19 protein-coding genes and 1 riboswitch are annotated in these 24610 nt (G+C 43.2%); of the genes, 2 read left to right on the forward strand and 17 right to left on the reverse strand.

What is annotated here, in order from left to right:
• Nucleotides 1-23: 23 nt before the first annotated feature.
• Genes ACOAOT_RS19630 through ACOAOT_RS19640 form a run of 3 tightly spaced genes read right to left on the reverse strand, consistent with a single transcriptional unit; the run spans nucleotide 24 to nucleotide 3070 of the window.
• Complete coding sequence (locus tag ACOAOT_RS19630; RefSeq protein WP_420218522.1) at nucleotides 24-875, reverse strand: sugar phosphate isomerase/epimerase family protein; 852 nt, start codon at nucleotides 873-875, stop codon at nucleotides 24-26.
• Nucleotides 876-892: 17 nt separating this feature from the next.
• Nucleotides 893-2047 carry a Gfo/Idh/MocA family protein gene (locus ACOAOT_RS19635; protein WP_420218523.1) on the reverse strand — a complete coding sequence of 385 codons (1155 nt, stop codon included), beginning with the start codon at nucleotides 2045-2047 and terminating at the stop codon, nucleotides 893-895.
• Between the two features lie 3 nt (nucleotides 2048-2050).
• Nucleotides 2051-3070, reverse strand: coding sequence for a Gfo/Idh/MocA family protein (locus tag ACOAOT_RS19640; protein ID WP_420218524.1), 1020 nt, complete (start codon nucleotides 3068-3070; stop codon nucleotides 2051-2053).
• A 121-nt stretch (nucleotides 3071-3191) separates the two neighbouring features.
• On the opposite strand from ACOAOT_RS19640, the gene ACOAOT_RS19645 reads away from it, so the two are divergent.
• Nucleotides 3192-4037 carry a helix-turn-helix domain-containing protein gene (locus ACOAOT_RS19645; RefSeq protein WP_420218525.1) on the forward strand — a complete coding sequence of 282 codons (846 nt, stop codon included), beginning with the start codon at nucleotides 3192-3194 and terminating at the stop codon, nucleotides 4035-4037.
• Between the two features lie 13 nt (nucleotides 4038-4050).
• Here the strand turns inward: ACOAOT_RS19645 and ACOAOT_RS19650 are convergent, their stop codons facing one another.
• The 14 genes from ACOAOT_RS19650 to ACOAOT_RS19715 all read right to left on the reverse strand — a co-directional run bounded on the left by ACOAOT_RS19650 (nucleotide 4051) and on the right by ACOAOT_RS19715 (nucleotide 22332).
• Nucleotides 4051-4809 (reverse strand): DUF6062 family protein, encoded by a 759-nt coding sequence (locus tag ACOAOT_RS19650; protein ID WP_420218526.1) that lies wholly within the window; start codon nucleotides 4807-4809, stop codon nucleotides 4051-4053.
• Between the two features lie 2 nt (nucleotides 4810-4811).
• On the reverse strand, nucleotides 4812-5501 hold the full coding sequence (locus tag ACOAOT_RS19655) for a response regulator transcription factor (RefSeq protein WP_420218527.1): 690 nt from the start codon (nucleotides 5499-5501) through the stop codon (nucleotides 4812-4814).
• Nucleotides 5498-6928, reverse strand: a complete 1431-nt coding sequence (locus ACOAOT_RS19660) for a sensor histidine kinase (protein ID WP_420219455.1) — start codon at nucleotides 6926-6928, stop codon at nucleotides 5498-5500. Before ACOAOT_RS19660 ends, ACOAOT_RS19655 begins: the two co-directional genes overlap by 4 nt.
• Before the next feature lie 288 nt (nucleotides 6929-7216).
• Nucleotides 7217-8491 carry a zinc-binding dehydrogenase gene (locus ACOAOT_RS19665; protein ID WP_420218528.1) on the reverse strand — a complete coding sequence of 425 codons (1275 nt, stop codon included), beginning with the start codon at nucleotides 8489-8491 and terminating at the stop codon, nucleotides 7217-7219.
• A 35-nt stretch (nucleotides 8492-8526) separates the two neighbouring features.
• The gene (pfkB, locus tag ACOAOT_RS19670; RefSeq protein ID WP_420218529.1) at nucleotides 8527-9456 is read right to left on the reverse strand and encodes a 1-phosphofructokinase; all 930 of its coding nucleotides are present in this window, start codon (nucleotides 9454-9456) and stop codon (nucleotides 8527-8529) included.
• Complete coding sequence (locus tag ACOAOT_RS19675) at nucleotides 9457-9924, reverse strand: PTS mannitol transporter subunit IIA (RefSeq protein WP_420218530.1); 468 nt, start codon at nucleotides 9922-9924, stop codon at nucleotides 9457-9459.
• Between the two features lie 161 nt (nucleotides 9925-10085).
• The gene (locus ACOAOT_RS19680; RefSeq protein ID WP_420218531.1) at nucleotides 10086-12191 is read right to left on the reverse strand and encodes a BglG family transcription antiterminator; all 2106 of its coding nucleotides are present in this window, start codon (nucleotides 12189-12191) and stop codon (nucleotides 10086-10088) included.
• Between the two features lies 1 nt (nucleotide 12192).
• Nucleotides 12193-13521: a PTS sugar transporter subunit IIBC family protein gene (locus tag ACOAOT_RS19685; RefSeq protein ID WP_420218532.1), complete on the reverse strand. Its 1329-nt coding sequence runs from the start codon at nucleotides 13519-13521 to the stop codon at nucleotides 12193-12195.
• Nucleotides 13522-13613: 92 nt separating this feature from the next.
• Entirely contained in the window at nucleotides 13614-14999 is a 1386-nt protein-coding gene (locus ACOAOT_RS19690) for a PTS mannitol transporter subunit IIBC (protein ID WP_420218533.1), read from the reverse strand.
• A gap of 253 nt (nucleotides 15000-15252) precedes the next feature.
• Entirely contained in the window at nucleotides 15253-16440 is a 1188-nt protein-coding gene (gene metK, locus ACOAOT_RS19695) for a methionine adenosyltransferase (RefSeq protein ID WP_420218534.1), read from the reverse strand.
• 89 nt (nucleotides 16441-16529) lie between these two features.
• A riboswitch (SAM riboswitch) is annotated at nucleotides 16530-16657 on the reverse strand.
• 110 nt (nucleotides 16658-16767) lie between these two features.
• On the reverse strand, nucleotides 16768-17691 hold the full coding sequence (locus ACOAOT_RS19700) for a nucleotidyltransferase family protein (protein ID WP_420219456.1): 924 nt from the start codon (nucleotides 17689-17691) through the stop codon (nucleotides 16768-16770).
• 49 nt (nucleotides 17692-17740) lie between these two features.
• Nucleotides 17741-19033: a UDP-N-acetylglucosamine 1-carboxyvinyltransferase gene (gene murA / locus ACOAOT_RS19705; RefSeq protein ID WP_420218535.1), complete on the reverse strand. Its 1293-nt coding sequence runs from the start codon at nucleotides 19031-19033 to the stop codon at nucleotides 17741-17743.
• A gap of 107 nt (nucleotides 19034-19140) precedes the next feature.
• Nucleotides 19141-21615, reverse strand: coding sequence for a hypothetical protein (locus ACOAOT_RS19710; protein ID WP_420218536.1), 2475 nt, complete (start codon nucleotides 21613-21615; stop codon nucleotides 19141-19143).
• 141 nt (nucleotides 21616-21756) lie between these two features.
• Complete coding sequence (locus ACOAOT_RS19715; RefSeq protein ID WP_420218537.1) at nucleotides 21757-22332, reverse strand: TetR/AcrR family transcriptional regulator; 576 nt, start codon at nucleotides 22330-22332, stop codon at nucleotides 21757-21759.
• Nucleotides 22333-22520: 188 nt separating this feature from the next.
• Here ACOAOT_RS19715 and ACOAOT_RS19720 point away from each other — a divergent pair, with 188 nt between their 5' ends.
• Nucleotides 22521-24518, forward strand: coding sequence for an oxidoreductase (locus ACOAOT_RS19720; protein WP_420218538.1), 1998 nt, complete (start codon nucleotides 22521-22523; stop codon nucleotides 24516-24518).
• The last annotated feature ends 92 nt before the right edge of the window (nucleotides 24519-24610 follow it).

Below are 24610 nucleotides of genomic sequence, written 5' to 3' on the forward strand. Positions count from 1 at the left end.
TTCATTTATTAAGAAACTGGTGATTAAGAAATACAGTTCAGTATTTTAATCAGTGCATCATGAGCCATGGTAAACGCCTCTTCCCCGCTCATCTTCTTCTTTTGCTCTCCATGCTGTTCCAGTGCAGAGAAGCCGGCAAAATCACTGAGATGTGGCTCCAGGGATAAAAAGCCCTGATATCCACTTTCTTTTAAGTTTCCAAGTATCTTTTCCACATTTCCGTCTCCCATACCTGCAGGAACCACGCTTGCATCTGCCCAGAGGGCATCCTTTATATGAATGTAGGAAATATAGGGTTTTAACATCTCATAAGCTTCCATGGTATCCTGTTTGCACTGGACGAAGTTGGCAAAATCAAATACTGCCTTAAAATGATCCCCATAAAATTCCTTCATGATTTCCAGGCATCTGTCTGCCATATCGCCATAAATATCCTTCTCATTTTCATGAAGAAGAATTACTTCATTTGCTTTGGCGTAATCCACAAACTGACCAAGCTGATCCATCACCTTGTTTCTATATGGCTCATAGCTGGAATTTTCCGGCATAAAAAAGCTGAACATACGGATATTGGGAGTTTCCATTACATGTGCCAGTTCCACAGTGTGCTTAAATAACTCCATATGAGGAGCAAACTCATCTGCAATTTTAATTTTTCCAATGGGAGAACCTACGGATGATAATTTAATTCCATTGCTGTCAAGGCGTCTTTTAATCTCTTTTGCCTCTTCTGTTGTATGCTCCACCAGGCCCTTACCATCTACTCCGCGCATCTCTACATAAGACATTCCCAGTTTTTTAAGCACGTTCATCTGAACGTCTAAATCCATATCAATCTCATCTGCAAATCCGGATAGTTTTATTTTGTCCCACATTATGCTCTCTCCTTTATTTAATAACTTCCTTCAGTATCAAATACCACGCCAGTCCCCTCTTTTTTTCTGGAAGCAGCACGTCTTTTATTTAATTCCTCTAAAAACAGATTTTCATCAAATGGAATTTCAACTTCCTGGTTCAGCCAACTGGATAAATGCATGGCGTTTGATAAAGTCAGTCCATTGATTCCTTCCACTCCTTCTGCTACCAGAGGTGTTCCTCTTAAAATTTTACCTGCAAATGCCTTTAATACTCCCACATGCTGCTCGTTGACACCGTCTGTCTCCACCTCTGTGACGGTACATTCTGGTGTATCAAATCCGCCTTTTGCGGTTTTGCAGAAGGTTCGCTCATTTTCCGCCAGTTTATGAAGCATAAGGCGGTCATTTTCACAAACCACTTTACCCATTTCCATGGTAATCTCGAACCGGTTTGTACCGGGTGCATCTGCCGTTGTGGTTACAAAGACTCCTGTTGCCCCGTTTGGATATTCCAGATAGGCTGTCACATCATCCTCCACCTCAATATCATGCCACTTTCCGTTGTGGCAGAAGGCACGTACCTTATCCGGCATTCCGCAGATCCATTGAAGCAGGTCCATATTGTGAGGACACTGATTTAGCAGTACGCCTCCCCCTTCTCCGTCCCAGGTTGCTCTCCAGCTGCCGGAATCATAATAGGACTGTGTTCTGTACCAGTCAGTTACAATCCAGTTTACCCGTTTGATTGCTCCTAACTCTCCACCAGTTACCAGCTCATGCAGCTTTCTGTAAATGCAGTTGGTTCTTTGATTGAACATCATGGCAAATACCCGGTCAGATTTTTGCGCTGCTTCATTCATCTCTCTGACCTGAGCTGTGTAAACGCCTGCAGGCTTCTCACACAGAACATGTTGACCGTGCTCCATAGCATAGATTGTAAGCTTTGGATGGTGATAATGAGGTACAGCAATTAATACAGCATCACACACTCCTGCATCGATTAAATCCGATCCTTCTTTAAAAAATAAAGTCTCAGCAGGCATATATTCTTTCGCCCAGGCAATCCGTCCGTCCTCCCTGTCAGCCACTGCTGTCACTTCAATCTCCGGAACCTTACCTTCCTGAATACTCTTCAAATGGTTGGTACCCATATTGCCAATTCCGATAATTCCCAGTCTCACTTTTTCCATGATTTATTTCTCCTCACTTCCTGCAGATTCATAGATATCCATCATCGTATTAAATGTAAGCCGAACCGACTTAAGATCATTTCCATAGGCTTTTCCTGTGCAGACACAGTCATAAAAATCGTGAATGCAGGCTTCATGTCCACTGCCCCAGTAAGATTTTCCCGGTACAAGGCTTTTTTTCGAACGCCAGATAACAGGCTCCATCTCCCCTGCCTCCTGATAAGTGACTGTATCTCCTTCCACCCGGATAAATCCTCTTTCCCCTGCAATCTCAATGAGAACAGGCGCGTCACTGACGTATGCAGTCGTGGCGTAGAAGCTGGCTCTTACAGGATCTTTCCCCTGTGTAAACTCCATATAGGCTTCCAGGGTATCCTCCACCTCTACAATACCCTTTAAGTGATGGTTGTTCACGGAAGCTTCTGTTTTGATCGGCTTGCCAAGCCAGCGAAGCAGCAGATCAAGCGCATGTATGGACTGATTCATAAGGGCTCCGCCGCCTTCTGTCTCCAGCTTTCCTCTCCATCCGCTTTCGGTGTAATAAGGTGCATTCCTGTTCCAGGTAACAAACGCTCTTCCTCCCCGCAGGGCTCCGATTTTACCTTCCTCAATAAGCTCTGTGGCTTTTTTTGTTGTCTCGTTATACCGGTTCTGAAAACAGAATCCAAGTCTTGCGCCGCTTTCTGATGATGCCTTCTCTAACTGTTCAAATTGCTGTCTGCTAATAGCCGGCGGCTTCTCCATAAATACGTGAAGGCCCTTCTTTAAGGCCATTTCCGCCATGGGAACATGACAAAAATGAGGCGTACAAATATGAATTCCATCCAGCTCTTCTTTCTCAAGCATCTCTTCTAAGGATTCATATGCATGTCCTTTTCCCTCCGTATATTGGCGGCAGAATTCCTCTGCCCTGTCTATACGAATATCAGCCATGGCACAGAGCCTGACTTCTTTTAATTCCTTTAAGATCATGGAATGGACTTTACCAATGTTTCCGCAGCCAATCACTCCAACCCGAACCATAATCATTCCTCTTTTCTTTTCCTTGTTTCTTCTGTATTTCTATTATATAATTATTTTAACGCAATTTGTTTGCGCAGATTGACTATAAACATGCGTAGATTGTCTATTTAAGGAGGTGCCCATGAAAAAGGAAAGCCCCTATCATTACAGCGAATTTTCCGATCCCATCAGCTGTGATTTCACCACCAGTAACATGGCTGGTAATGTGGATTTTCACATGCATAACAGCCATGAAATTTATCTTCTGGTAGACGGCCATATTCAGTATTTTGTTGAAAATGCATGCTATGACATGAGTCCCGGCAGCCTGATTCTGTTTTCCAACCGGGAGATTCATAAAGCAATCAATACCTCCAATGAGCCATTTACCAGGCTGGTGATTCACGTTAATCCATCTTACATCCGGCCTTATTGTACCCCATCAACCAATCTCTTAGACTGCTTTCACAGAGATCCAGGAAAAAACAATCTGGTATTGCTATCCCAGACCGATCATGAACTTCTCATTTCCATGGCAAAAAATCTGGAGAAGGCAATAAAAAATCGCCGCCCATACGGCAGCGATTTAACAGCGTTAACAACGATTATTCAAATTCTCATACTGATTAATCAGGCCTGGCAGAATACCGGCTCTGTAAAAACAGCGCCAAGGCCACATAGGGCACAGGCAATCATGAATTATATTGATGACCATCTGACCGAACCCCTAACACTGGACTCCATCTCCCTTGCCTTATCCCTGGATAAATATTATTTAAGCCACTTATTTAAATCAGAGACAGAGAGCAGCATCTTCCAGTATATTGTGGTGAAGCGGGTGGCTCTTGCTAAGGAACTGCTCTTAAAAGGTCATACCGTCTCAGAAGCCTGCCATCTGTCCGGTTTTGTGGATTACTCCAACTTTATCCGCACGTTCCGACAGACAACCGGCTGTACACCAGGTCAATTTAAACGGCTTAATCCGTAGCCATCAAAACTGACTATTTCTGCTTATAGGGAGGATCAGCAGGGTATCCTCCCCTGATCTTCTGCATCCCACGCTGAACGGCATCCTTTGACTGCTTCCAGTCCGCATCCCTGTTTAAATAATCATACTTTTCAATAAACCAGTCTATGTCACCGGAAACCCGTTCCATGTTTTTAACCATCAGTGGAAAAATCACAGAATACAGCTGAGTCCGTTCTCCTTCATTTAAGTACCGGTCTGACTCTCTTAACAGATCTCCAAAGTGATGAAGACAAAAACCTTTGCTGTTTTTCAGCTTTTCAATAAAGGATGAATCCTTTTTATACAGATGGTAAAACGTAGCGATGTATCGTTCATAAACCGCCGAAGACCTGTCGCAGATATAGCAGGTCTTCTCTTTGCCTTCAATCCAGCTGCATATGGAATTCTCCTCAGTCTTCCTGCCGGTGATCCGGTCCTTCAGAGATTTTTTACCGGGGGAAAAGTTCTTAAACTCTTCCTGCATTTCTGATATCATCTTCTTGTAATAGGTTTTTAATATCCAGCCATTGCCCAGGGCATTGCCGTAATCAAACATCCGCTTCTGATGGGTTCTGCAAAAGCCTGCACAGTCGGTTTTCTCTCTGGTATCACTCTCCATATAGGAAGCGCAGGAACCCAGTACGAAATCCATCAGCTCTTCTTCCCCTTTGCGCTCCAAATAACAAAAGGGACATTCATCATCTGCATCCATGGCATCATTTAGGGGAATCTCGTATAGTTTTTCCTTCATCATTACACCTTAAAGCGGTAACCTACACCCCAGATTGTCTCAATATACTGAGGTTTCGCCGTGTTAAATTCAATTTTTTCCCTGATCTTTTTAATATGCACCGTTACTGTGGCGATATCTCCGATGGATTCCATATCCCAGATCTTATTAAACAGCTCTTCTTTCGTATAAACATGGTTTGGGTTCTGAGCCAGGAATGTAAGCAGATCAAATTCCTTGGTAGTAAAGTTCTTCTCTTCTCCATTTACCCATACGCGCCTTGCCGTCTTATCGATCTTAAGTCCGCGGATCTCGATCATCTCATTATCCGGCATACCGCTGCCGATCAGCCGCTCATAGCGGGCCAGATGGGCCTTTACGCGGGCAACCATCTCGCTGGGAGAAAAGGGTTTTGTAATATAATCATCAGCACCCAGTCCAAGTCCCCTGATTTTATCGATGTCTTCTTTTTTCGCAGAAACCATAATAATTGGAGTGTTTTTCACTTCACGAACCTTCCTGCATATCTCAAATCCATCCACTCCAGGAAGCATCAGATCCAGTATGAGTAAATCAAAATCCTTTTGGAGTGCCAGCTTAAGCCCTTCTTCTCCGTCATTTTCAATCTCAACTTCAAAACCGCTTAACTCAAGATAATCCTTCTCCAGCTCTGCGATGCTCTCTTCATCTTCCACAATCAATATTCTGCTCATTCCTGCATGACCTCCTGGTATTTTCTTAAAACAAAATGTATCTCAGTTCCAATTCCTTCTTTGCTGGTGGCCCAGATTCTGCCTCCATGGTCCTCTATGATCTTCTTAACAATGGATAAACCGATTCCGCTTCCGCCCTGGGAAGAATTTCGCGAGGAATCAGTCCGGTAGAAGCGGTCAAAGATACTTGGCAAGTCCTTCGCCTGAATACCTTTACCGTTGTCTTCAATCTCCACCTGGATAAAATCACCCACATCCTTGATCCTGATATTAATGATTCCACTTTTCTTATCCATATACTTTACTGAGTTGCTTACGATGTTGTTAATGACTCTTCGCATCTGTTCCGCATCCGCTATAATAATCACATCTTCATCTACATAATTAAAATAACCAAGCTCAATGCTTCTCGCCTCCATCTCCAGACCAACCTCATCGATACAGTCACCAAAATAATTGGACACATTGATTTTGGAAAAGGTATAAGGAATCTTATTGGTATCAATCTTGGAATAAAAGGTCAGCTCATCAATCAGCTTATCCATGTCGTTGGCTTTGTTGTAGATTGTCCGGATATAACGGTCTAACTTCTCAGGAGATGAGGCAACCCCATCCATAATTCCCTCCACATATCCTTTTATGGCGGTAATGGGCGTCTTTAAATCATGGGAAATGTTACTGATCAGTTCCTTGTTCTCCTTGTCGTACTGAACCTTTTCCTCTGCTGATTCTTTTAACCGGATTCTCATCTCTTCAAAATCCTGGCAGAGCTGACCGATCTCGTCATCATTCTCTACTTCCAGATTAAAATCCAGATTCCCATCCTTGATCTTTTTCGTGGCTACCTGCAGCCGTCCAAGAGGGCTTACGACTGACCGGTATACCCACATCATTAAAATCGCATCCGTAAATAAAATAATCATAATGGCTGCAAACAGCATCTCCGCCATCATAACCTTAATCTCAGGAAGGAGACCGTCTACGTTGGATACAATGAAAACACTTCCCGTCTCCTGGTCTGAATACAGGAAGTCCATCTGCTTCACCAGATGCTGTGTCTCACCATCCAGATAAATGGCTCCGTCAAGAGTGCTGTCTATCTCCTCATACTTGGGCAGCTGTTCAAAAATCCCCTGAGTAATATGGCTGTTGCCGTCAAAAATCAGAGTATTCCCTTTTCGCACAATCATATAGGCATATTTGGATGCCAGATTATCATTGAGCTTCTGCAAAAAATCCTGATCATTAAACTGGTCAGGGTCGCTTTGTAATATCCTGCTGATCTCTTTTTGGGTTTCTCTGGTTAAACGGTTAAATATCTGCAGGGAATTGCCGGATAACAGATCTACATGCTCCGTTAAGTTATAAGCTTTGCGGAATGCTTTCATCTGATAACTTCCAAGACCGGCCACCACTGCAAAAATCATGGTCAGAGGAACGACCGTTATGATTATAAACGCTACGACCAGGCGTGTTCTTAATTTTAGTTTCACCTTTTCGTCTCTCCCACGTTATCTTTGATTTATAACAAAAATTTAATATTACGTAAAGGTATTATAACACAGTTAGCTATTAAAATTTATAAAACAATTCTAAAATTTAAGGTATTATGTAAAATAAATGATATTACCGATTTTATTCATAAATAAGAAGGGATCATTGATCCATAAGTTTAAATATCACTTACGGATCAATGATCCCTTCTTTGCATTTATTTATAATTCATTTGGATTAATACCAAAATGATCAAAAAGAATCTTTTCTGCTTCCCGATTCCATAACCCCTTATGGGCATTGCAGGATTCACTGAGCTTTTTAAAAAGCGGATCAGTCTTTCCCAGTTCTTCAAAATCGTCAATGGCTGTTAAAGGCAGATCAAATTGGGTATAGGTAAGTTTTTTTCCTCCGGGAATGGAAGGCAGATTCTTAGTCGCCTCTGCAATGCTGTCAATTCCTCCCACATGGGTTACCATAACAGCCGCTTCAATGGCCCCATCGGCTGACAGCTGATTGGCCTCTACCAGATCATCTGTATTACCGCCAGTCGTTCCCATGATATGTGTACTTGTATAGTGGCAGTTGTAAAGATTGATTTCCGCCTTAAACTGGCTGTCAGAGGGTCCGGCAAAAAAGTTCATGCAGCCGTCAAATGCCAGGAGTTTATCCCCCATCTGTGCCACCTCTTTCACAGGTACATACACAAATACATCATCATAACCATGCCCCTCCGTAAATGCCATAAGTTCCGAAACGGGATCAGCCATGACAGCTGTATTCACATAGCGAAGCTCAATTCCTCTCTCCAAAGCAGACTCTTCTGAAATAACTTCCTTTGCCCGGGCAATCCGTTCATCGCTGATATCCGTTACCACAATTTTCTTTGGCTTATTTTCAAACTGCAGACCATAACTGACTGCTCCCAGTCCCATGGGTCCGCAGCCTCCCATAATCAGGATATTACCATCTGCTTTCGTTCCCATGGCATGATCATAATTCCTTTTGTTGGTATGATAATTGGCATGAAATCCACCAATGATACAGCTCATTGGCTCTCCCAGTGATGCTTCAAAAAAGCTTTCTCCGGTATAATCAAGAAGACATCCCAGCTCCATGACCTCGTTAGGCATAATACAGTAAGTACAGGCCCCTCCGCAGAATTCATAGGAATATCCCGGTGAATCCAGCTTTCCTTTGTAGTTTAACGCCGGCTGCAGAGAAAACTTTTGTCCCGGCCGAAACTGATCCTTCCACTTGTTTCCAACTTCCACAATCAGCCCCGCACACTCATGACCCACAATCACAGGATTGGTATCCATGTTCTGAGGTGCTCTTTTATGCTTTTTCCCCTGCTTTACCAACTTGTAGGTGGACATACAGATGCTGTCGCTTACGATTTTTACAAGAATCTCATCTTCCTTAATAGGAGGAAGTTCAAACTCCTCCAGTCTTAAGTCATCTGCACCGTACATTCTTACCGCTTTTGTTTTCATATTTCCATCCTCCAGCCTATTCATAAATTTTAGTATTAGATCTCCAACAGTTCTACCTGCTCCACCAGTTCATCCACCAGACTGCGTTTAGGCGGCTTGGTTCCTATGCTGGTGACCGCACCTGCTGAAGCTCCCATGCATAAACGGATACAGGTTTCAAGGGGAAGCTTTTCATCCCAGCTGTATGCCATGGCTGCAACTAAAGCATCCCCGGCGCCTACAGTGGAATGGGCTTTCACCCGAAGCCCTGGACAACGATACCGTTTTTCCTTTGTTAAGAAAATGGCGCCCATTTGCCCAAGAGAAATCGCTGCCATGGAGACTCCCTGATCAAGAAGTTTCCCACCCATGGTGACCAGTTCCTGTTCGGAAGCCCTGTAATCCATCTGATAATACCGTTCCAGTTCTGAGCGGTTGGGTTTTAACATATCCGGCTTTCCTTTTAAGGATTCGGAAAACAGCACGCCGTCTGCATCCAGCAATACCATTGCACCTTTTTGGTGAACCTGTTCCGTAATTTTTCTGTATATATCCGTTGGTATCCCCGCCGGTATGCTTCCTGCCAGTACAAACAGGGTATCCGGATTTGCATAACCTTCCAGCCTGTTAAGAAGATCGTTCAGCTGTTCCTTTGATACTTCCGGTCCGGGCTCATTCAGCTCTGTCACCTCACCGGTTTCCTCTACCACCTTTAAATTCGTTCGCGTCTCCCCTTTTACTTCCACGAAATCGGTCCTGAGCCCCAGGTCAGTCAGCACCTGTTTGATGATGGTGCCGCTGGTTCCTCCCACAAAACCTGTGGCAATACTCTCCCCTCCTAATTCTCTGATAGTTTTGGAAACGTTAATACCTTTTCCACCGGCATCAATTTCCACCCGATTTATTCTGTTTAAATCTCCCCGTTCAAATTTCCCAATATCCACTGTTTTATCAATGGCCGGATTCATTGTTACTGTAACGATCATTTAAGAACACCCCTTTCCGGTAAACATGGTATAGATCTCCTTGGCACTGCATCTGGTGATCCGGTCTACATCGTCCGGATCCGCAAGGCACTGTGCAATGACAGAAAGTATTTCCAAATGCTCCTCTCCTGCTCCTGCAATCCCTATAACCAGTTTAACCGTCTCTCCTCCCCAGTCTGTACCATCAGGAAATACCATGACTGCAATACCGGAACGTCTGATGTTTTTTTTGGCTTCCTCCACACCGTGAGGAAGTGCAATTCCATTTCCGATATTCGTTGGAAAGGTCAGTTCCCGCCGAAGCATTGCCTCTATATAGGATTCATCCACGCAGCCACTTTCGCAAAGCATTCTCCCCACTTCCCTTATGACTGTATCTTTTTCACCGGATCTGCAATTCAGGCGGATATTCCCAAGCTCTAAAAGTTCTGTATTCTTTTCTTCATTTTTTTTCCCGTATCCAAACACGCTGTTCCCCTCCTTTGCTGGTGTTCTATTAAATTATAGGGTTCATATCTTATGTTTTTCAACGAAAACAAAATGGCATTTGGCACCATCAGATAATGCCAAAATTAAAAAGCACAAAAAAACCAGGTCCTTTACGAACCCGGCTTTCCTGTTTTAATTCCTCAGATTTTATCCAGATAATGTCTGAAATATTGATTTAAATACTGGGAAACAAATGCTCTTATTTCCTCTTTTCCACCATGCCTGACAGCTTCTAAAAACTCCTCTTCCTCAATCAGCCTCTCGCTTAAGACCCCCAGGATTTCACTGTTTTCTGCTGTATGATCATCTTTTGGAACCAGCATGACCAGCACAACACATACGCCCTTAAAATAGGGATCAGAAAATGATGTTCCGTCTTTTGTCTGGCAGACTGAAAATACCGGCTTTACCACCCCTTCCGTCCTGGCATGAAGCAGGGCGAAGTTTAATTCAGGGTAAATCTGGCTGCTAAGCCGTTCTCTCCTCATTAAATCATCCTGTATCATGATCTGACGTTCCGGATAGGAAGCCAGCTTTTCACTGACAGCGATCAAAAGCTCCTCAAAGGTGATCCCATTGTCTACCCGCTGATACTCCATGAGCCTGATCACATTTTTAATCTGGACCGCCATAAAATTCACCTGGTCCAGCTGAATGGTAAACTCCTTGTTATCCTGCTTTTTAGGCATATATTCGCATTGGCGCACCTTCCCCGCAATCCGTTCCATTTCTTCCACGGAAAGGAGAGGACTCACATACAGAATGTCTGCCTCTTCTTTCAGTGGTACCGTAGATACAAAGAAATCTGTCTTGTTTAACACATAGGGCGACAAGTCCGTCATACCATAAACAGACAGCTCCACTCTGTCTGAAAAATCTCTGGCAATTCTGGAAGACATAAGTCTGGAGATCCCGATTCCACTGGCGCAGACGATCCCTATATTCACCTTCCTCCGGCTTTCCTTTCTGCTTTCCATACGGACTTCAGCCGCGCCAAAATGCACGGCAAGAAACCCGATCTCCGGCTCCGGCACCTCATATCCGTATCGGTCTTCAATTACCCTGGCAACGGTTCTGCAACGATCAAATATGGCCGGATAATCCCGTTTGATCTGCTCCAGCAAAGGATTCTGGATCTTCATACCATTGGCAAGGCGAACCAGAGTGGGTTTTAAATGGGCAATCAGTCCCTGGATTACAAATTCTTCATCCTGCTTCAGTAAATATGCCATGCCGTCGTTATAGCAGTCAATCATTTCATTGACCACCTCCCACAGCTCCCTGGATTCCTCTATTTCACTTTTTGACTTTTCATCAATATTCAGCTGCTGGATCTTAGAGCCTTTGATGTGCAGGCAGATATAGGCACACTCAATTTCCGGAATCTGAATCAGGAATTCTTCTTCCAGGGATTTGGTTATGGTTTTTGCAAGATCATAGTCCTGGTCTTTCTGCAGAAAATCTGACATAATGGGATTCTCTTCAATAATCTCCTGTCGGCGGATCCGGTTTACGGCAATTGCCACATGGATCACCAGACCAAGATAGGAATCCTGGGTCAGATTCAGTATTCGCTTATCTCTTATCCTTAAGATACAGGCAGTCACCCGCTTTACAATATCATCATCCAGGATTCTGTAAATGTTTCTCTCACTCTTATTTTGAATTACATTTAAAACGGTCTGGTTTCTGTCTTCATACATCCCCTGTATCATCTCTGTATGAATGTTTTCATCGATAAAAACCCGGAGAGCCCTGCGAAAATCCCGTTCACTGCCCTCAATAAACACACCGTATCCCGGTTTTCTCTTTATCTCCAGATGATATCTGTGAAACCACTCTTTCACCGCTTCTAAATCCGAGCTGACAGTTGCCTCGCTTACCCCAAATATGTCACTGTAATAATACAGCTTCTTTAACGTCTTATCCTTGAGAATTTCCAGGATCAGTCGCTTCTGGCGTTCGATGCGGTCCGAAACATCAAGGGCATCATCCGCTTCAAGTTCGTCCTTTAAGGCTTCAATCTGAGTCCTGTCTCCTTCCAGCCAGATGCCAGTCCCGGTTTTGGAGCAAAAAGTCAGCCCGTATTTTTTTAATGCCCTTGGAATGTACTCCAGCTCCCTTTGCACGGTTCTTTTGCTGATACGGATCTGGTCTGCAAGCTGCTTTACAGGAACAGGCCCCTGTTCTTTAATCAAAGCCAGAACGATTTGCTGCATTCTGGGCGTAAAATCATTGCCTCCCATCTTATCCACCTCCCATTAACCAGTTCAGGAGTTCCTTATAACCAGACATATCTGTTAAATTGTCCACCGTAAAGCACGGAATATGAATCTGCGGCAAGGTCCGGGCAAAATCCTTCTGGCAGACAACCGCGTCTGCGTCAGCAGGAATCCGGTCAGCGGATACATGGAATACCTCTATACCCATTAAGCCTTCCAGTTTCAGTCTCTTCTTAAAAAGAGCACTGGCCATGGCACTGGATCCCATTCCTACATCGCAGACAAAATATATTTTTGCATGTTCCATTCTCATTGGCATCACTTCATCCTTTTGTTCCTTTTCTGTATCAGCAGAAGAATTCCCCCTGTTTCCCAGCAGAATCAGGCAGGATACAAGGCAGGCCACAGCCGCGGAAATAAAAATTCCCATAACAATCCCCACCCAATGCTTTTTATCCGCCATAATCAGTATGGTAATTATGCTTCCTGGGGAAGCCGGTCCCAGAAGTCCGCTGCCTGTCATCATAAAACAGTAATTCCCCGCGATGCTTCCGGCTATGGCACCGGCCAATAACCGGATATCTGACAGGATATAGGGGAAATAAACCTCATGAATGCCGCCCAGGGATTGTATAATAAGACTGGAGATCATTGTTTTTTTCATATTGGGGTGAACCAGGGCATAAGCAAGAAGAATACCAAATCCCGGTCCGGGATTGGTCTCCAAAAGAAACAATATAGAACTCTCCTGGGTTTTTAACTGTTCCAACCCCAGCGGCAGAAAAAAGCCATGATTGATCCAGTTATTGAAAAAAACAATTTTTAACGGCTCTACTATGAAACTGATAAAAGGGATGATTCCCCTGTCTATCATAAATGATAAACCATTTCCTAAAAATCCCAACAGCCATTCAGCCTCCGGTATCACGAAAAGATAGGCGGCACCTCCCGCAAGCAGTCCTAAAGATGCTAAATATAAGTTGCTAAAGAGCATCTCAAAGCCGGATGGGATCCAATTTTTGATCCGGTCCAATCCATTCCTGCATAGAAACCCGGCCATACTGCCTACCATGACTGACAGAATCATGGAAGAGGCAGGCTCTGCCATAACAACAACAGAAGCGGCAAGGGTGCCGGCTAACCCGCCGACCTCCCCGCCGCACACAGTGCCTGCTTTATATCCCATAAACACCGGAATCACCAAAGATGATAAAATTTTGGACATTTCATACAGGTGTTCATTCTGGAATATGCCTGCCGAAAAGGCTGACAGCAATCCTGCTGTCACAAAAAGAGGTATGCATTCAGCTATCACCCTGCTGTAATACTTCAGTACTTTCCCCGCTAATTTCATCTGTGAAATTCCCCTTTTAAACCCATTATATATTTTGTAAGTATTATAACATGGTTTACAATCAGATGAAAGGCAGTAGTTTCACTATGAATTTATCTATTATCTTTTAATGATTCCACCAGCTGGTCATATTCCGGGGCTGCCATAAAATTTGTTATCAGAACCAGCTGTGCATCCGGATTGCTGTGAGCCGCACGCTCTTTTAATTCCTTATGAGTTACTACGATCTGTGCATCCTGAGGAATGGAGGATACCGGTGAGTGAACCACGGAGATATCTCCAAATCCTGCTGCTGCCAGCTTTTTTTTCAAAACAGTAGCTCCCATTGCACTGGAACCCATGCCTGCATCACAGGCAAATACAATTTTTTTAACACTGCTGCCAGATAATGTATTCATTTCTACCGTCTGATTTCCTTTAGACTCCTGTTTCATCTTCTTAACTTTATCCTTCGATTCCTCTAAATCTCCACCTTTCCCTGTAAACCGAAGCAAAGGAAGAGCCACAAGGAAGGAAACTGCGGCAGCTACCGTAACACCTGCCAGAGTACCAAAGTATCCACCTCTTGGAGTCATTGCCAGAATAGCCAGAATACTTCCGGGAGATGCCGGTGAGATCAATCCCACACCCAGGATCTGGAAAACAAAAATACCACTGGCCCCTCCTGCAATAACCGCCAGAAGTAAAAGAGGATTCATCAGGATATAAGGAAAATAAATCTCATGGATTCCTCCTAAAAAGTGAATGATGATTGCGCCGGGTGCTGAGCTCTTGGCAGATCCTTTACCCGCGATACAATATGCCAGTAAAATGCCAAGTCCCGGTCCCGGGTTTGCCTCCAGAAGAAAGAATATGGATTTCCCCACTTCCTCTACCTGCTGGATTCCCATAGGAGAAAGAATACCGTGGTTTACGGCATTGTTTAAAAACAGAACCTTTGCAGGTTCAATAAATACGCTTGCCAGAGGCAGCAGTTTATGATCCACAAAGAACCCGACCCCTGATTCCATCACCCGGTTCAAAACCTCTACAACAGGTGCGACTCCCTTTAAGGCAATTGCAGTTAAGATAGCACCGATAATGCCCAGGGAAAAGTTATTAATCAACATCTCAAAGCCGGCAGGGATCTTTTTCTCTATTTTCCGGTCAAACTGCTTAAGTACCCAGGCACTGACCGGACCTACGATCATTGCCCCCATAAACATTGGAATACTGGATCCAACGATCACTCCCATCGCTGTGATTGCTCCGATTACGCCGCCTCTCTGGCCATAAACGACTGTACCCCCTGTATAGGCGATTAAAAGTGGCAGAAGCATGCTGGCCATAGGAGAAACCAGTGCTCCGATGGCTTCATTGGGATACCAGCCCGTTGGGATAAACAATGCCGTAATCAGTCCCCATGCAATAAATGCACCGATGTTCGGCATTACCATACCGCTTAAAAAGCGGCCAAATACTTGTACCTTCTCTTTCATTTTACATACCCTCACTTTATGATATAGAATTTACTGTGTGATCCGTGGAAGGTATGATTGGCCAATCAATTCCTTTTCATAGCCCTATTATAATCAATGTGAGGTTTAAATTTCAACACGAAGTAACTGGGATTTGGCGCTAGTTTTAGCGCCAAATATTAAAAACCATAATCAGTGGTCTGTTGATCCATAAAAAAAGATGCCGCTTCCAGCTGTAAATCAGCTGTCTGGCGGCATCTTTCTCATGTTATAATTATAAATATGCTTTTAAAAGGGAAACCTTATCAAGCTTCTCCCATGGCAGATCTAAATCGTTTCTTCCAAAATGACCATAAGCAGCAGTCTGCTTATAAATCGGACGGCGTAAATCCAGCATCTTAATAATTCCAGCCGGACGTAAGTCAAAGTTTTCCCGGACAATCTCAACCAGCTTTTCATTGCTTAGTTTACCGGTTCCAAAGGTGTCAACCATGATGGAGGTAGGGTGAGCAACTCCGATGGCATAGGACAGCTGAATCTCGCACTTATCGGCAAGGCCTGCTGCCACAATGTTCTTTGCAACGTAACGGGCTGCATAAGCGGCTGAGCGGTCAACCTTGGTGCAGTCCTTTCCTGAGAATGCTCCGCCGCCGTGACGTGCATAACCGCCGTAGGTGTCAACAATAATCTTACGACCAGTAAGACCGCTGTCTCCATGAGGTCCGCCGATTACGAAACGTCCGGTAGGGTTAATGAAAAATTTAGTATGATCATCCACCAGCTCAGCAGGAAGGATCTCATCAAATACATATTTTTTAATGTCTTTGTGAATCTGCTCCTGGCTGACATCCTCATCATGCTGGGTAGATAATACTACAGCATCAAGGCGAAGTGGCTTGCCGTTCTCATCGTATTCTACTGTCACCTGGGTTTTTCCATCAGGACGAAGATACGTTAACGTTCCGTTCTTACGAACTTTTGTCAGCTGAAGTGCAAGCTTATGAGCCAGTGCAATGGGATATGGCATATATTCTTCTGTCTCGTTGCTTGCGTAACCGAACATCATACCCTGGTCTCCGGCTCCGATTGCATCGATTTCTTTGTCTGACATCTTGTTTTCTTTTGCTTCAAGGGCACGGTCTACACCCATAGCGATATCCTGGGACTGCTCATCAAGAGCAACAATCACACCGCAGGTGTCACAGTCAAAACCATACTTTGCACGGTCATAACCAATTTCTCTTACTGTTTCACGCACTACTTTCTGAATGTCTACATATGCCTGGGTTGTGATCTCACCCATAACCATAACAAGACCGGTGGTAGTACAGGTCTCACAGGCTACCCTGCTCATGGGGTCCTGTTTTAACATCTCGTCAAGAATTGCATCTGAAATCTGGTCACACATTTTATCCGGATGTCCTTCAGTAACGGATTCTGATGTAAATAATAATTTTTCCATGTTGTCATTTCCTCCTCTGCTTTACATGGGGGAATAACAAAAAGAAAAGTCCGCAGCAACGCGGACTTGATTCATATTTGTATCAAATCCTCTTATTGCTCGATTTCTCGCTCAGGTTGGCACCTTCCGGACGTTTTTTATGGTTAGTAACCACAAAACCGACTGGGGTTGCCGTGACTTCACAGATCCTTTGTATCTCCATCACTCTGAATAAGGGATATTACGACTTTTCATTTGTTATTCAATTTTTAGCAGTTACAATACCTACTTTTTCATTTTACTTCAATAACGGGCATATGTCAATAGTCCAGTATTTTTTCTGTCAGGTCAGTCCCAGAGCTTTTCCGGGTATAGACCAGCGGCTTTAAAACCTGCAATTGCGTCCACTACCGTCTTTTTATCTTCCTGATAAGTGACACCATACCAGCGGTCTGTACTTTTTAAAACAGTTACTTCTGCTTTTTCTTCTTTTAGCAGTTCATCTACCACAAAGGGAAGAAAGTATTCGCATTTAAGAGGATTTTCTTTTAACTCTTTGTTTAAAAAGACGGGGAATCGTTCTTTCAGCTCCGTTAATATACTTCTGGTAAATCCCCATAAATTCATGGATACAAGAGTATCTTCGGAAAGACCGGTCCAGGTTGCACCATCATCTTCCGTAAATTCCGCCTTCTCTCCATGTTTTTCTATTCTGGTCCTCTCACAGATATCGGTGAGCAGTCCATGTTCCGAAACCGTACATACACCTCTTGCAACATGGCCGTTCTCTGTCAGTGTGTTATAGAGCTTATAGCCAACCATGGAAAACTGGTATTTATTCCCGTCCTGAACCTGGGATAAGAAGTTGAAAACAGATTGAAAAGCACTTTTTCCATAATAATCATCAGCATTAATCACGGCAAAAGGACCATCAATCACTTCCTCACAGCAAAGGATTGCATGACCCGTTCCCCAGGGTTTTACCCGTCCGTCAGGCACCTCAAATCCGTCAGGCAGCTTAAAAAGCTCCTGATAGACATATTCCACCTTTACGTGAGCTGCCATACGGTCACCGATATGTTCTTTAAACTCTTTTTCAATGGCTTTCTTAATGATGAAAACCACCTTTTCAAAGCCTGCCTCTACTGCATCGTAAATAGAAAAATCAATAATCTTGTTTCCATGGGCATCCACCGGATCAATTTGTTTTAATCCGCCATACCGGCTGCCCATCCCCGCTGCCATAATAACAAGCACCGGTTTCTTCTTCATTTCCATAGCCCCATCCTCCTGTCAAGCAAAACGGCGGGGAAGCCCCCGCCTATCCTACTTTTAATTTAAATTTCTGAGCTTCTTTTTCTGAGTCCACTTTTTCAATCATGGCTCCCAGACCCTGAAGCTTATCTTCAAAGCATTCATAACCTCTTTGTATATAACCAATTTCATCTACTACCGTATATCCGTCTGCTGCAAGACCGGCAATCACCAGCGCTGCCCCTGCACGTAAATCAGGCGCGTTCACAAATGCTCCGGTTAAACCGGTTACGCCGTCAATGACTGCTACGTTTCCTTCCACCTTTACGTTGGCACCCATGCGGGAAAGCTCATCCACATAGCGGAAGCGGTTCTCAAATATACTCTCAGTTACCACACTGGTACCGCCTGCCAGAGCAAGTGTTACTGCCATCTGAGGCTGCATATCAGTTGGGAATCCCGGATAGGGAAGTGTTTTAATATCCGTATGCTTCTGATTGGTTTTACCTACTACACGGACTGCGTCGTCGAATTCCACTACTTCACAACCCATCTCCAGAAGCTTGGCCGAAATGGCTTCCAGGTGCTTTGGAATTACATTCTTCACCATGACATCTCCCCGGGTAATCGCTGCTGCACACATAAATGTACCCGCCTCAATCTGATCAGGAATAATGGAATATTCTGTCCCGTGAAGTCTGGAAACGCCTTTGATTCGGATGGTGTCGGTTCCTGCTCCCTTAATATTGGCGCCCATACTGTTTAAAAAGTTAGCCACGTCAACGACGTGAGGTTCCTTCGCCACGTTCTCTAAAATGGTCTGTCCTTCTGCAAGAGTTGCCGCCATCATAATGTTGATGGTTGCGCCTACGCTTACCACATCAAGATAGATATGGCTGGCTACCAGATCGATGGCATGAGCGATTACTGCTCCCCGTTCAATCTTTATGTCCGCACCCAGCGCACGAAAGCCCTTTAAATGCTGGTCAATTGGTCTGCTTCCAATGTTACAGCCTCCCGGAAGAGGAACCTGTGCACTTTTGTATTTGCCAAGCATGGCTCCGATAAAATAGTACGAAGCTCTGATTCTGCGGATATATTCATCATCAACCGATACTTCACGGATTGTCTGTCCATTAATGCGGACCGTATGTCTGTCTATCCGCTCTACTGTGGCTCCGATTTCCTCGATTGCTTCCAGTAATACGTTAATATCTCTTACATCAGGCAGATTATCAATCAGCACATCCTCATCTGTCATGATAGCTGCTGCAAGAATTCCCAAAGCGGCATTCTTGGCTCCTCCAATGGTCACTTCGCCGACCAGGGGATTACCGCCTTTCATAATATACTGCTCCATTTCACACCTCTGACTATCCTTTTATCTATTACAATTCTCTTAATTTTTAACATTCGCCTTTCATGATTATAACATATCTTACGGATTTGTAAAGAGAACGCATTTTCTTATTCCATTATTACTCCGCAGATAAAATCATTTCCAAGGCCCGAGAAGTAAGCAGAGGCATCATTTAGACCCATTTTCTGACTATCCTTCGTTTCCGGATTATATAGTGTGACATTATACTGGTCATAGCCTGAGATAAGAACATACCCTCCCTGACCTGTGTAGGCTGCAACCGGACACCCCTGGCCGATAAAATAAAGAATCTGATTTAAGGTGGCGCCTCTGGCATCAATCATAAAGACTCCATCCATTAATCCATCATCTTCAAATGCTGACAGATTCCGGTTAAAAGCTGCGCCTTTCTTTAATGGATCTTTCATGGTTTTAACAGGAGGCCGGTTCACCCGGTTCCACAGAATCTGCTGATTCTGGTCAGTTACAATCCCCATTTTATCATAGGCAAGCTCAAGCGCCTTAATAAAACTTCTGCTGCTTCCCAGATAATGACCTCCTGCATAGGCCAGATATCTGTTGTCCTGATTCTTAGGACGGCTCTTTAATTCAACCACCTCGGTTGTTTCATAGGCTACCTTCTTTGGCACTGCAATGGTTACATCCCGGCTGGATGCTTCCTGATCCAGCTGTACAAAATAAATCTTTTTGCGGTCCTCGGAAGCGTACCAGCCGATTCCCTTTAATTCTTCATTGGAAATCTCCTGGTTACAGACAATGGTATCCTGCCTGGAGACCGAGTAGGACTGGCTGTCGTTTTTAAGTACCTGGGTTAAGTGAATCCGGCTTCCATCTACCGTCACATCTGCAATATAAGTCTGATCCTGCTCATATTTCTTAACAATTGAACCGCTTTGATCCATAATCTCAATCCGGTACATGGGAGCATCAAGAACCCTGCCGTTTTGAGTCCAGATATCGCCGTTTTTCGCAATTCCATATATGAAATCATCGCCTACAAAGCCCAAAGGACGAAAACGATTGTCCTCTCCTCCGCTGATTTCTCTTTTAATTCCGGTATCCAGATCCATCAGATGAATCACGCTGGCACCGAAAACGTCATTTCCTTCCTGCCATGCAAAATGGCGCTCTGTACTGCTGACCGCATAGCCTCCCTCAGAAACAGAATCTGCCAGTACCATATATTCGTTGCTGTTTAAATCAATACCATAAACAGACCTGCCAGCCATAAGATAGAGCATTCCATTGGTTCCTAAATGAGAAAGCTGACCCACTTCTTCTTTCAGCATCTCAAAGGATGAGGTAACCGGTGTAAAGAACCGCTCCCCTATGGCATTCTCACCACTGCTATACCTGTAGAGAGCAATACCCATACTCCCTTCATGTATCCCCCGGTTCATATATCCGTAGACAAGAAAATCCACATCGCCGTTGTCACTTACGGAAAGAACCTTGATGTCATGCTGGTTGTAACCACTGCGAAGGCCATCATCGGTTCCGCTTCTGAATGAAAACACCTTCACTGCATGACCCTGTTTCTGATCGTATGTCCATAAATCCCGATTGATACCATAAGCAATACAATTTCCGCCAGGGCTTTTCTTTGTCTGTACTTCATCTGCATTGGTGATCCCAAGTGTGATCCGTTTTCCAGAAAACAGTTCCTTCTGTCCGGAAAATATCTGATTGGTATTCCGTTCAAAGTCCATCAGATAAATGCGGCGGCTGTCCCATTTCATCGTGTAGGTATCTTCCACCTCATACAGCTCTGAATCTACTCCTTCACCAGCCCTCTCAGCCTGGTACTCCAGACTGACACTGCACATCACACCATCCAGATCTTTCAGAGTGGTTCGGATTTCTCCAACTGGTTTCATAGTCATTCCGCCCCAGGTGAGCTGGGAAAAACTGGACCGTATGGAAACATGACCCAGAGAACTGTTATCTTCCGTATTACTGGTCTCCAGATAAGTAGTCAGATCTCTCGCCTGATCATAGTTAAATGTCTTGGTTGTAAAATCAACTGCAAAATCAATCATATCCTTCGCATTGGTACTGTCTGTCCACATGATCCGGGTGTAATAATAAAGTGTTCCGTTATCTGAAGTGTCCAGTGTAAGAACCAGTATATATTCCTTATCTTTTGTCAGAAGGTTCTGTATGGGAAGAGATGCCTTTACGACGCCTTCTTCCTGATCCCATTTGCTTAGGCTGGTGCGCTCCACAAGGCGGCTTAAATCAAGACTTCGCACTTCATACTGTATCCCGGTTATGGTGCCGTTATAATCTGCAATCCCAAGGCTTAAATTCCGGTCCTGGGGAAGTACGGTAAGGGCCTCCCTTGATACAGTCTGTGCCATATCCTGAACATATCCATGAAGAAGATTCATCTTTCTGCCGTACATGTCCGCATACACAACAGGAATGGCTGCCTCATCCATGGAGGTATATACCATTACATCATTTTTTTCTGTATTTCTCTGATTCCACATAAAATAAACTGCGATAGCCATTACGAATACCACAGATAAAATTCCAATCTTTTTAGCCAAACGATTCATATAAAACATCCTTTATTTTCCCAGTTTTGATCTTCTTTATTGTAAACAATAATGAACAAAACTACAATGAAAACTTTCTTAAACATTCGTTAAATGGTAAATTTCAAGCCATCATACACCCCCTGATTCAGGACTCATTGTTTATTTATATATTTGATAGAAATATTTTTGGGCCGCTTCTACCAGGTCATACTGTCCTCCTGTTGAACTCCAGTTTACAGCAAGACCTAAGAATGCAGAAGCAAAACAATATGATAATTCTTCAGCTGAAGCATTGGGATCAATCTCCCCTGCCTCCTGTGCTTTATGTGTATATTCGATAACCATATAACGCAATCTGGTCAAATTAGGGTCAAAATTATTTAACTTAAAGCTGAACATTTGGTTTTGCTGTTCTATATCTATTTTAATCAGATTTTTTAGTATATCAGTATTTAAATTTGCAATCCCTCTTACAAAAATTTCTTTGACTTTCCAACATTTTTCCAGCCATGTTGTTTCCTCATCCATTTCCTTTAGTGAAGTTTCTATGTTCTCATCTACTAAAGAGAAGTAATCCAGAAGCAGAGTATTCTTAGACTGATAATGATAATAAAATGTCCTCTTCGTAATTTTGCAGGCTTCACAAATTTCATTGATAGTCACATTATCAAAACCATTTTTCATAAAAAGTTTAATTGCATTATTTAAAATTGTATGTTTTATATTTTCTATCAAATTTATCCCTCCGGTATATATAAACCTTTGCAGCAATCTATTTCTTACGCAAAGCATTATATCACACTTTTAATGATAAATAAAATTATCTTTGACAAAATATTGACACATAGTATACCGCGGTATACAATAGAGGTATACCGCGGTAACAAAATTAATTACTGCTTATTAAGAGAGAGGTGTTTTTTATGAAAGGTGACATGAATGTATTATTTCAGCCTATGAAAATAGGCACTATGGAAGTGAAAAACAGAATAGCAATGGCACCAATGGGTTTACATTCAAAAAATCCAGACGGAAGTTTTAATCAGGATGCTATTGATTTATACGTTGCACGTGCAAAGGGAGGAGTCGGACTAATTGTAACAACAGGTATTGCCTGTCAGAACAAACTGGATGCAATGCGTGCTACATTAGCTACAGCTGGTGACTCTTATATTGAATCCAACAAAAGGCTAACCGACGAAGTACATAAGTATGGCGCTAAAATTGTACTTCAGATAGCAAACGGCGCAGGCAGAAATCGTAAAGACGGTTTTTTTATGGATAATGATCCTATTTCCTCATCAGAAAATCCCAATGTATGGCATCCCGAAATTATGCACCGTGCATTAACAACAGAGGAAGTTCAATTTCTAATACAATCTTATGCCGATGGTGCTTATGTTGCAAAACAGGCAGGCTTTGACGGGGTGGAAGTTCATGCGCTTCATGAAGGTTACTTAATGGATCAGTTTTCTATGGAATGTACCAATTACCGTACAGACCAATATGGCGGAAGCTTAGAAAACAGGCTTCGCTATGCTACAGAAACAGTACAGGCTATAAAGGAAAAATGCGGAAAAGATTTCCCTGTTTTAATAAGATACAGTGTTAAGAGCTATATGAAAGGATTTGGCATTGATAAAGGTGCTCTTCCCGGGGAGGACTATGTAGAGTTTGGACGTGATTTAGAAGAGAGTGCTAAAATAGCAAAGATGCTTCAGGATGCTGGTTATGATGCTTTAGATTCAGACAATGGAACATATGAATCCTGGTATTTTGCACATCCTCCAGTATATATGCCAAAAGCCTGTAACCTGGCTGATGCTCAGTATATAAAGAAATTTGTTACTATTCCTGTAATATGTGCAGGTAAAATGGATGATCCTGAAATATCAGCGGAAGCGGTTGCCAGTGGGAGTATTGATGCTATTTCCATTGGTCGGGCACTTCTTGCTGACTCGGAATGGGCAAATAAAGTACAAGCCCAACATTTTGATGATATAAGACCCTGCATCGGATGTCATGCGGGCTGTCTGGAGAGATTTTTCTCTGGTAAAAATACGTCATGCGCAATTAATCCACAGGTTGGGCAGGAAAGAAAATATGAAATTAAACCTGCTGATATGAAAAAGAATATCATGGTCATCGGCGGCGGTATAAGCGGTATGGAAGCTGCAAGAATCAGCGCACTCAGAGGCCACAAAGTGGATTTATATGAACGCACAGATAGTCTAGGCGGTGTTTTCATTCCTGCCTCTTCTATGAGTTTTAAAGAAGAGGATAAAAAGTTAATACAATGGTATGTGAAACAGCTGGAAGATACTGGTGTAACGGTTCATATGAACACAGAAGTGGATGAAAACACGATTCAGGCTTGTAATCCAGATTCCATTTTTGTTGCAACCGGTTCTACTGCTAGAAACTTAAATGTAGAAGGAGCAAATTCAGAAAAAGTTATCACTGCAGTGGAAGCATTATTAGAGACGAAACCCATTGGTGATAAAGTGGTTGTTATAGGCGGAGGACTTACTGGCGTTGAAATTGCCTATAGTCTGACAAAAGATAAAGGAAAACAAGTGGAAATACTGGAGATGTTACCTGAAATTCTAAAAGTACCGGGCTTAAATGCTGCTAATAAATCCATGCTCCTAAATCTTGTATCAACTTATGATATTGGTGTTCATACCAATGCAAAAGTTATTGGGGTTACATCAAAAGGTGTTCAGTTTGAAGAAAACGGAAGTGTTCTTGAATTGGAAGCCGACACAATTATCACAAGTATCGGATACATCAGTGATAAATTATTATACGAAGCAATAAAAGATTGTGGCACAGATGTACATCTAATTGGAGATTCATCAAAAGTATCGAATTTGATGGGAGCTGTTTGGGATGCATATGAAATTGCCCAGTCAATTTAAAAATTATAGTTTTGTTGAAAAAGTAAGGTGAATTTGTTCATAAAAAAAGAACGTGCTGCAAAACTGCTTATAAAAACAGTTTTGCAACACGC

Source organism: Lacrimispora struthionigena, assembly GCF_048627165.1.
In the GTDB taxonomy this organism is placed as follows: domain Bacteria; phylum Bacillota; class Clostridia; order Lachnospirales; family Lachnospiraceae; genus Lacrimispora.

Coding starts and splice junctions, on each gene's coding strand:
- ACOAOT_RS19635 (WP_420218523.1), bottom strand. CDS start 2,047: ATGGAAAAAGTGAGACTGGGAATTATCGGAATTGGCAATATGGGTACC.
- ACOAOT_RS19665 (WP_420218528.1), bottom strand. CDS start 8,491: ATGAAAACAAAAGCGGTAAGAATGTACGGTGCAGATGACTTAAGACTG.
- ACOAOT_RS19645 (WP_420218525.1), top strand. CDS start 3,192: ATGAAAAAGGAAAGCCCCTATCATTACAGCGAATTTTCCGATCCCATC.
- ACOAOT_RS19710 (WP_420218536.1), bottom strand. CDS start 21,615: ATGAATCGTTTGGCTAAAAAGATTGGAATTTTATCTGTGGTATTCGTA.
- ACOAOT_RS19650 (WP_420218526.1), bottom strand. CDS start 4,809: ATGAAGGAAAAACTATACGAGATTCCCCTAAATGATGCCATGGATGCA.
- ACOAOT_RS19700 (WP_420219456.1), bottom strand. CDS start 17,691: ATGAAGAAGAAACCGGTGCTTGTTATTATGGCAGCGGGGATGGGCAGC.
- ACOAOT_RS19720 (WP_420218538.1), top strand. CDS start 22,521: ATGAAAGGTGACATGAATGTATTATTTCAGCCTATGAAAATAGGCACT.
- pfkB (WP_420218529.1), bottom strand. CDS start 9,456: ATGATCGTTACAGTAACAATGAATCCGGCCATTGATAAAACAGTGGAT.
- ACOAOT_RS19640 (WP_420218524.1), bottom strand. CDS start 3,070: ATGGTTCGGGTTGGAGTGATTGGCTGCGGAAACATTGGTAAAGTCCAT.
- ACOAOT_RS19680 (WP_420218531.1), bottom strand. CDS start 12,191: ATGGGAGGCAATGATTTTACGCCCAGAATGCAGCAAATCGTTCTGGCT.
- ACOAOT_RS19660 (WP_420219455.1), bottom strand. CDS start 6,928: ATGATTTTTGCAGTGGTGGCCGGTCTTGGAAGTTATCAGATGAAAGCA.
- ACOAOT_RS19630 (WP_420218522.1), bottom strand. CDS start 875: ATGTGGGACAAAATAAAACTATCCGGATTTGCAGATGAGATTGATATG.
- ACOAOT_RS19690 (WP_420218533.1), bottom strand. CDS start 14,999: ATGAAAGAGAAGGTACAAGTATTTGGCCGCTTTTTAAGCGGTATGGTA.
- murA (WP_420218535.1), bottom strand. CDS start 19,033: ATGGAGCAGTATATTATGAAAGGCGGTAATCCCCTGGTCGGCGAAGTG.
- ACOAOT_RS19685 (WP_420218532.1), bottom strand. CDS start 13,521: ATGAAATTAGCGGGGAAAGTACTGAAGTATTACAGCAGGGTGATAGCT.
- metK (WP_420218534.1), bottom strand. CDS start 16,440: ATGGAAAAATTATTATTTACATCAGAATCCGTTACTGAAGGACATCCG.
- ACOAOT_RS19655 (WP_420218527.1), bottom strand. CDS start 5,501: ATGAGCAGAATATTGATTGTGGAAGATGAAGAGAGCATCGCAGAGCTG.